Origin of the sequence: Hymenobacter sp. ISL-91, assembly GCF_018613725.1 — a bacterium.
Taxonomy (GTDB): Bacteria; Bacteroidota; Bacteroidia; order Cytophagales; family Hymenobacteraceae; genus Hymenobacter.
Genome location: NZ_JAGGPS010000043.1, coordinates 39,455 through 47,907 on the forward strand (window position 1 = coordinate 39,455; position 8,453 = coordinate 47,907).

Consider the following 8,453-nt stretch of genomic DNA (forward strand, 5'->3'; position numbering starts at 1 on the left):
CCCCGCCCCTACATCGTTGTAAAAACCCTTTACCATTCAACTAATCCAAAAAACGCCTAACTTTCTAACGTAAAACCCCCACCTGCCTTCTATGCTGAAAAATACGCTACTGGCCACCGGGCTGGCGGTGCTGCTGGCCCTACCCTCGGCCGCGCAGAACACCAACTCCGGCACCGATAAATTCGCCCAGCTCGAAACCCTGCTGCCCACGCCCAACTCCTACCGCACGGCTTCGGGTGCGCCCGGCAACGACTACTGGCAGCAGCGCGCCGACTACAACATCCGGGTGCGGCTCGACGACGAGAAGCAGTCCATCACCGGCGACGAGGACATTACCTACACCAACCTCTCGCCCGACGTGCTCACCTACCTCTGGGTGCAGCTCGACCAGAACATCCTCGACAAGAACTCCATTACCACCGCTACACAGGTTGGCGAAATCCAGCCCCGGATGCCCTTCCAGGCGATGGACTACATGCAGCGCGACGGGTTTGATGGCGGCTTCAAGATTGGCGAGGTGAAGCTGAAAGGCGGGAAGGCGCTGCCCTACACCATCAACAACACCATGATGCGGATTGATTTGCCTACGCCCCTGCGGCCTAAGCAAGCCGTTACATTCAGCATCAGCTGGCGCTACAACATCAACGACCAACTCAAAATCAATCAGCGTAGCGGCTACGAGTTCTTCCCCGAGGATAAAAATTACCTCTACGAAATCGCGCAGTTTTACCCCCGCATGGCGGTATACTCCGATAACCAGGGCTGGCAGCACAAGCAGTTTCTGGGCAACGGCGAGTTTGCGCTGCCCTTCGGCGACTACCGCGTAAGCATTACGGCCCCCGCCGACCACGTAGTGGGTGCTACCGGCGTACTGCAGAACCCCAACGAGGTGCTGACCAGCGCCCAGCGCCAGCGCCTGCAGCAGGCCCAGGGAGCCAAAAGTCCGGTCCTGATTGTGTCGCCGCAGGAGGCCGAGCGGGCCGAGCAGACCCGCGCCAAAGGCACCAAAACCTGGACCTACGCCGCCAAAGACGTCCGCGACTTCGCCTGGGCTTCGTCGCGCAAGTTTATCTGGGATGCCATGGGCATCAAGCAGGACGGCAAGAACGTGATGTGCATGAGCTACTACCCCAAGGAGGGAAACCCCCTCTGGGGTAAGTACTCGACCGAGGTAATTGCGCACACCATCAAGGTGTATTCCAAGTATACCATCCCTTACGAGTATCCGGTGGCCATTTCGGTGCACGGGCCGGTGGGTGGCATGGAGTACCCGATGCTGAGCTTCAATGGTGGCCGCCCCGAGAAGGACGGCACCTACTCGGCCGACCGGAAATACGGGATGATTTCGGTGATTATCCACGAAGTGGGCCACAACTTCTTCCCGATGATTGTGAACTCGGATGAGCGGCAGTGGACCTGGATGGATGAGGGCCTGAACTCGTTTGTGCAGTACCTGGCCGAGCAGGAATGGGAGCGTGACTACCCTTCGCGCCGCGGCGACGCCGCCCAGATTGTGCCCTACATGCGCACCGATAAGAGCCTGCAGACCCCGATTATGACCAATTCGGAGTCGGTGCTGCAGTTTGGCAACAACGCCTACGGCAAGCCCGCCATCGGCCTCAACATTCTGCGCGAGACCATTATGGGCCGCGAGCTGTTCGACTACGCCTTCAAGGAGTATTCGCGCCGCTGGGCCTACAAGCACCCCACGCCCGCCGACTTCTTCCGCACGATGGAAGACGCCTCGGCCGTAGACCTGGACTGGTTCTGGCGCGGCTGGTTTTATACCACCGAGCACACCGACCTGGCCATTGCCGGCGTAAAACAGTACAATGTCAACTCGCAAAACCCGACTGTGGAGAAGGCCCGCCAGCGCGAGCTAAAGGAGCAGGCACCCCGCACTATCTCGCAGCAGCGCAACCAAACGGCTATTCCGCGCACGCTGGTTGATGACAAACCCGAGCTAAAGGACTTCTACAACCAGTACGACCCGCTGGTGGCCACGCCCGCCGACCAGCAGCGCTACCAGCAGCTGCTGAAAACCCTTACGCCCGAGCAGCAGCAGCGCCTAGGCAGCGGCCTGAACGTGTATGAAGTGAGCCTCAAAAACCTAGGCGGCCTCACGATGCCCGTTATCATGCAGCTCACGTACGCCGACGGCCAGAAGGAAATCCAGCAGATTCCGGCCGAAATCTGGCGCAAAAACAACGCCGAGGTCAGCAAGGTGTTCGTGACGGAGAAGCCGGTGGCCAGCTTCGTCATTGACCCCTACCAGCAGACCGCCGACACCGACCTGAGCAACAACGCCTGGCCCCAGCAGGCCGCGCCGTCGCGCTTCGAGCTGTACGAATTCCAGCAGCGGGCAGCCCCAAACCCCATGCAGCAGCAGTCGGCGCTGCAGCAGAAGGAGCAGAAGCCGCTGACGACACCGGCTTCGACAGGCGGTTCGAACTAAAGAACCAGCCTTCTCGGTCTCTATTCAAAAGACCAACCACCTAAACGTAAAGAGCCGGTCTATCTTTAGGCCGGCTCTTTACGTTTAGCAGCCTTTCCCTTCTCCCGAACCTAATCCGCTTTCACATGGGACTTCTCGACGGCCTGCTGGGCAACGCTTCCGAAACTGACACCGGCGCCATTCAGCTGGAGCTGAGCCAACTGCTGGCACCGGGCGAGCAGGTGTGTAAATCCTACATTGTCATCCGCGACCTGCTGGTGTTCACCAACAAGCGCCTGCTACTGATTGACAAGCAGGGCGTAACGGGCAAAAAACGTGAATACCTGAGCGTGCCCTACCGCAGCATCGAGCGGTACAGCACCGAAACCACCGGCCACTTCGAGCTCGATGCCGACCTGAAAATCTGGGTGCGCGGCATGGCCGAGCCCATCACCAAAAGCTTCCGCGGCGACCAGACGATTTACGAAGTGAGCCGCACGCTAAGCGAGTACGCCCTTTAGCAGCACTATGGCAGGTGCTGAGCTGGCGAAACTGACAGAGGCAGGCGCTTGATTGCGCCATTTACGTCGTTCGCACGTAAACCCGCCTGTTTATCATTTCATCCGCTTATGGCTTCGTTTTCTTCGGCCCACATGCTGGCCCAGGCCCGGCAGCACCCGCTGCTGCCGGTTTTCTACCACGCTTCTGAAGAGTATGCCCGCACCGTGCTGGCGGCCGGCTATGCGGCGGGGGTGCGGCTGTTCGAGTTCACCAACCGGGGCCACGAAGCGCCGGTCATTTTTGCCCGGCTTCAGCGCTTCGTGGAGGCCGAATACCCCGATTTGCTCCTGGGGGCCGGCACCATCTACACGCCCGAAGAGGCTGGCCGCTTTATTGAAGCCGGCGCCGACTTTATCATTCAGCCCATTACCAGCCCCGAGGTAGCCGCCATCTGCCGCAGCCACGACCTGGCCTGGCTGCCCGGCGCCCAGACGCTGAACGAAGTCTATGCTGCCCACCAGTTGGGGGCCACGCTGGTCAAGCTCTACCCCTCGGCCTACCTCACGCCCGCCTACTTGGCTATTCTGCGCGGCCCGTTGCCCCACGTACCGCTCATGGCTACCGGCGGCATTCAGCCAACCGTGGCCGCAATGGCCGAGTGGCAGGCGGCCGGCGCTACCTGCGTGGGTCTCGATGCCCGCCTGCTTGCTACCACCGAACTCGCCAAGCTTACGGTACAGTTTGCGGAGCTGCTGGCGGCGTTGCGGCCGACACCAGCACAATAACCTGGTTTTCCAGTAAAGCAAAGGCCCCTATCCGGTTGAATAGGGGCCTTTGCTTTGCTGGAAAACCAGGTTTATCAGCCGCCCACTACCGGGGCCTCGGGCGACGGAACGGGCGGAATGTAGCTAGCGGTGGCGGCTTTGTGCTCGGCCGCTTTTACGCCGGTTACTTCATCGAAATCGTGGCGCTTGAAGGGGCGGATGATGAGGCGCAGGGCCTTGTCGGAGCTGAAGTAGCTGATGGCCCAGCCGACCAGCGTTACGGCCTTGTTGCGGAAGCCCACCAGCGTCATCAGATGCACAAACAGCCAGGTAAGCCAGCCCAGAAAGCCGCCGAAGTGCAGGTCGCCGGGCAAATCGACGACGGCCCGGTTGCGGCCCACAATGGCCATGCTACCCTTATTGGTGTACTTAAACGGCTGCAGTTCCTCGCCCCGGAGCAGCCGCCCCAGGTTGGCGGCCAGCTGCTCGGCCTGCTGAATGGCCACCGGCGCCAGCATAGGGTAGCCGCGGGGCATTTCGGGGGTTTCCATGTTGGCCACGTCGCCGATGGCGTACACGTTGCGTAGGCCCAGCACCCGGTTCTGGGTATCGACGCCCACACGCTTGTTGCGGGCCACCACGTTTTCGGGCAGGCCATCAAGCGCAGAGCCGTTCACGCCAGCCGCCCAAATCAGGTTCTGGGTACGGATGAATTCGGTATCGGAATAATAGATGCGGCCGTTCTCGTAGCGCTGGGCGTGGGTGTTGAGGCGCAGATGAATGCCCATCTCTTCGAGGTAGTGCTTGGCCTGCACCTGCGACTCCTTGCTCATCGGCCCCAGCACTTCAGCTCCCGCCTCAATGAGGTAGATTTCCATTTGTTTGAGGTCGAGCTCGGGGTAGTCTTTAGGCAGCACATCCTTGCGCATCTCAGCCAGCGAGCCACATATTTCGACGCCCGTGGGGCCGCCGCCCACCACTACCACGTTCATCAGGGCCTGGCGCTGGGCCGGGTCTTCGGTGAGGATGGCCTTCTCGAAGTTCTGAAACAGGTAGCTGCGCAGATTCAGGGCGTTGGGCACGCTCTTGATCTGCATGGCATTCTGCTCGATGCTGTCGAGCCCGAAGAAGTTGGTCAGCGAGCCGGTCGCCAGCACCAGGTGGTCGTAGCGAATTTCCCCGATGTTGGTTTCCAGCACGTTGCGGTTCGTATCAACCCGCTCCACATCAGCCATCCGGAAGAAAAAATTGGCCTGGCCGGCAAAAATCTTCCGAATCGGATAGGCGATGCTGTCGGCTTCGAGGGCACCGGTAGCCACCTGGTACAGCAGGGGCTGGAAGTTGTGGTAGTTGTTGCGGTCGATGACGACGACCTGCACCGGCAGCTCCGCCAGGTCTTTGGCCAGCCGGAGCCCGGCAAAGCCACACCCAACGATAACGATGCGGGGCTGGGTGGTCTGCGGCAGATTGGTATCCATAAACGAGAGAATACGTGAGGTCAAACACTTCCTTTACCCGGAAACCCCTGGCAGGGTTTACCTGGAATGATGTTGCCTGTGTCTTCGCGCCTAGTAATCTATGCCTTCCTTCTTCTTGAACTCGCCGGATTTCACCTGCTTGATGAGTTGCAACCAGCTGAACGGGTTGAGCAGCGGGTTGTTGGTGGCCGGCGTCTGGCCGAAACCCATGCGGCGCTGCTGGTCCTGCTGCTGGGCCTGCATAGTTTGGCGGTAGTTGCCCATACTGGTAACCGGCAGCGTATTAAACATGCGGCGCATGGTTTGCTCGTTGAGCTTTTCGGCAGCCGAACGGTCGTTTTCCGAAGGCACCTTCATGGCCAGAAACGCTTCTTTAAAGGCCCGCTCGGTGGCGTAAGGAAAGATGCGGACTTCGGGCAGAATGGTAGCGTCTTCCTGCAGCTGCACGATAACGGAGTAACTCTGGCGGGGGTAGGTTTCGGGCACAATAACATACTGGTTTCGGTAGCCCAGGCTGCGGATTACGATACTGTCGCCGGCCAGCACGGGCAGCGAAAAATAGCCGTATTCGTTGCTGGATGTGCCGCGCCCGGCCTTGGGCACGAAGATGGCCGCGCCGGGCACGCCGAGCAGCGAGTCGCCGGAAGCCACAATGCCGGTGAACTGCACGACCGGTCGCTGGCCCTGGGCCAGCGCCGCACCGGGCGCCAGCAGCAGGCCCAGGGCCAGCAGCAACGCCGTGAGCAGAAAGGAAACTCGAACCGAACTCAAAATGGGCAGATAAGTCATTAGGAATACCAAAGATACGGCACTTTCGGGGGCTGCTGGCGGGTTTGGCTTAAATTCGGGCCGGCACCGGGGTTCGGTTGCCGCCCTTGTGTCCCGCTTTCGCCTAAAGATGCGCCTCAAACACTTTACCGTTGCATTTGGTCAGCAAGTATTCAAGGCCCTGGCCGACGAGAGCCGGGTGCGTATTCTGCATTTGCTGTGGCGCAACCAGGAAATGTGCATTTCTGATCTGGAACAGGTACTCGACTTCTCCCAGACCAAAACCTCGCGCCAGCTGGCTCACTTACGTAGCGCCGGCCTTGTCAGCTCCCGCCGCCTCGATAACTGGGTGTTCTACTTCATCAAAGAGGAAGCCCTGGATTTATTGCGCCAGCTGCTCGGTTACATGGAGCGCGACGCCCAGCTGATGCAGGACCAGAAAATTTACCAAACGCTGTGGTCGAACCGCGAGCTGGCCGCGTACAAGCTCCAGAGCCGCCGCTGGCAGGGTTCATAGTATGGAGTAGTTGGTATGGAGTAGTAAGATGAGTTACTACAATTAGATGCCATAACCTGCTACTCACTACCCAATACCAACTACTCAATACCAGTTAAACGTGAAATCAGTTGACAAGGTGGCCCGGGTGTTTGTGTGCGCGGCCCAGAAAGATGAAATCGGCCGCGACGTGGCCAAGGCTCTTAAACAGGAACTGAAAAGCCAGGGGCTCAAGATTCGGCTGCTGGACGGCGAAAAGCGTAAGGTGCGGGTACAGACCTGCAACTGCCTCGATTTGTGTAAGCAGTGCAAAAAGGGTGCCGGCGCGGCCCTCATCATCTACCCCGAAGGCGTAGCCTACGGCGACGTGCGCCCCCGCGACGTCGCCGAAATCGTGCGCGAACATCTGGGCGAAGGCCGGGTTGTAAAACGACTACAGCTTGATTGATTGGCTATTATGCACCCGGCCGCATTGGCTCCTTATTCTTACTCACCTTTTCGCCTCAGCGCTCACCCAGTGAAATACCGCCACCTCTTCTTCGACCTCGACCACACGCTGTGGGACTTTGAAACTAATGCCGACCAGACCCTGCGCCACCTGTACGAGGAGCACCAGCTGAGCCGCTACGGCACGTTCACGGTCGAGGAGTTCATCCGGGTGTATTCGGATATCAACCACGGGCTGTGGCGGCTGTATCAGAACGGTAAAATCGGGCAGAAGCAGCTGCGGGCCACCCGCTTCCCGCGCACGTTCAGCAAACTGGGCCTCGCGGAGGCCGATTCGCCGGCCGATATGTCGGACCAGTTCACCGATATTCTGCCCCTCAAATCGGCCGTATTTCCCTACACCCACGAGGTGCTGGATTACCTGCGCGACAAGGGCTACGAACTACACCTCATCACCAACGGCTTCCGCGACGTGCAGCACGTGAAGCTGCAGTCGTCTAACCTGACCAGCTACTTCCGGGAAATCGTAACGTCGGAGTGCTGCGGCCATCTCAAGCCCGACACGCGCATTTTCGCACATGCGCTGGAGCGTAGCGGGGCCACCGCGGCCGAGAGCCTGATGGTGGGCGACAACCTGGAGTGCGACGTGCTGGGGGCTTACAATGCCGGCCTCGACCAAGTGTATTTCAACCCCGATAAGCGCCGCCACTTCAACCAGGTAACCTACGAAATCAGCTGCCTGAGCGAGTTGAAGAGCTTTCTGTAAGCGAAGAAGCAGTGTGGAAAGCCGAAAGGCCGTCATGCTGAGCGGAGCCGAAGCATCTCTANNGCTCAGCATGACGTTCTATTTAATAGCGCTGAGCTACTGGATAGCTTTAAATAGTGAGCGGAAAGGGATACTGAACAGGCCGCTCCAGCTATCCGCAGTGTCCGTTCGGCAGGTACAGTTCTTCGCCCCTGCTACCTTTACCCGATGATCAAGCTAATCGGTTTTTCGGGTCGGCGGGGCAGTGGCAAGGACACAGTTGCCCGGCTCATGCAGCAGCTGCAGCCCGAGCGCAAGTGGCATATCCGCTCGGTGGGCGAGCCCATAAAGGAAGTGTGCGCGGCGCTGGCCGGCGAAGGCACAGCGCCCTACTTTTCGCAGCCCGGCAAGGCCGAAAAGCTGCCCGCGTTCGGCCGCACCCGGGGCGAAATGCTGCAGCAGGTGGGCTTGGCGCTACGCCTCTGGGAGCCCGATATCTGGGTGCAGGCGTTCTTCTCCAAGCTCCCCACCGAGCAGTGCACGCTCATCCCCGATGTGCGCTTCCCCAATGAGGCCGACCTCATCCGCAGCCGCGGCGGCCTGATGCTGCGCGTGGAGGGCGACCCGCTGCACCAGCGCGGCGACGGCACCCGCGACGACGCCCATCCCAGCGAAACCGCCCTCGACGACTACCCGCACTTCGACGCCGTGCTTCAGAATACCGGCTCCAAAACCGACCTGGAACGGCAGGTTCGGGAACTGCTGGCGCGGGTGTAAACTCTAGTGGCCGAACTAAGTTGGGAGGTCGGTGTAGGGGCGG

9 protein-coding genes are annotated in these 8,453 nt (G+C 59.9%); 7 read left to right on the top strand and 2 right to left on the bottom strand.

What is annotated here, in order from left to right:
* The first annotated feature begins 91 nt into the window (after window positions 1–91).
* The 3 genes from J7E24_RS16375 (at window position 92) to J7E24_RS16385 (ending at window position 3,720) form a co-directional block, all read left to right on the top strand.
* Window positions 92–2,455: a M1 family metallopeptidase gene (locus J7E24_RS16375; protein ID WP_215139196.1), complete on the top strand. Its 2,364-nt coding sequence runs from the start codon at window positions 92–94 to the stop codon at window positions 2,453–2,455.
* 125 nt (window positions 2,456–2,580) lie between these two features.
* Window positions 2,581–2,955: a PH domain-containing protein gene (locus tag J7E24_RS16380; RefSeq protein WP_215139197.1), complete on the top strand. Its 375-nt coding sequence runs from the start codon at window positions 2,581–2,583 to the stop codon at window positions 2,953–2,955.
* A 108-nt stretch (window positions 2,956–3,063) separates the two neighbouring features.
* Complete coding sequence (locus tag J7E24_RS16385) at window positions 3,064–3,720, top strand: bifunctional 4-hydroxy-2-oxoglutarate aldolase/2-dehydro-3-deoxy-phosphogluconate aldolase (RefSeq protein ID WP_251047239.1); 657 nt, start codon at window positions 3,064–3,066, stop codon at window positions 3,718–3,720.
* A gap of 74 nt (window positions 3,721–3,794) precedes the next feature.
* On the opposite strand, the gene J7E24_RS16390 is transcribed toward J7E24_RS16385, so the two are convergent.
* Window positions 3,795–5,177 carry an NAD(P)/FAD-dependent oxidoreductase gene (locus J7E24_RS16390; RefSeq protein ID WP_215139198.1) on the bottom strand — a complete coding sequence of 461 codons (1,383 nt, stop codon included), beginning with the start codon at window positions 5,175–5,177 and terminating at the stop codon, window positions 3,795–3,797.
* Between the two features lie 90 nt (window positions 5,178–5,267).
* Window positions 5,268–5,948, bottom strand: a complete 681-nt coding sequence (locus J7E24_RS16395; protein ID WP_215139199.1) for a carboxypeptidase-like regulatory domain-containing protein — start codon at window positions 5,946–5,948, stop codon at window positions 5,268–5,270.
* A 127-nt stretch (window positions 5,949–6,075) separates the two neighbouring features.
* Here J7E24_RS16395 and J7E24_RS16400 point away from each other — a divergent pair, with 127 nt between their 5' ends.
* The 4 genes from J7E24_RS16400 to J7E24_RS16415 all read left to right on the top strand — a co-directional run bounded on the left by J7E24_RS16400 (window position 6,076) and on the right by J7E24_RS16415 (window position 8,410).
* A complete protein-coding gene (locus tag J7E24_RS16400) occupies window positions 6,076–6,462 on the top strand; it encodes an ArsR/SmtB family transcription factor (RefSeq protein ID WP_215139200.1) in 387 nt (128 codons plus the stop codon).
* A 100-nt stretch (window positions 6,463–6,562) separates the two neighbouring features.
* Window positions 6,563–6,889, top strand: a complete 327-nt coding sequence (locus J7E24_RS16405; RefSeq protein WP_215139201.1) for a (2Fe-2S) ferredoxin domain-containing protein — start codon at window positions 6,563–6,565, stop codon at window positions 6,887–6,889.
* Between the two features lie 69 nt (window positions 6,890–6,958).
* Complete coding sequence (locus J7E24_RS16410; protein ID WP_215139202.1) at window positions 6,959–7,654, top strand: YjjG family noncanonical pyrimidine nucleotidase; 696 nt, start codon at window positions 6,959–6,961, stop codon at window positions 7,652–7,654.
* Between the two features lie 207 nt (window positions 7,655–7,861).
* Window positions 7,862–8,410, top strand: coding sequence for a hypothetical protein (locus J7E24_RS16415; RefSeq protein ID WP_215139203.1), 549 nt, complete (start codon window positions 7,862–7,864; stop codon window positions 8,408–8,410).
* Window positions 8,411–8,453 lie beyond the last annotated feature (43 nt).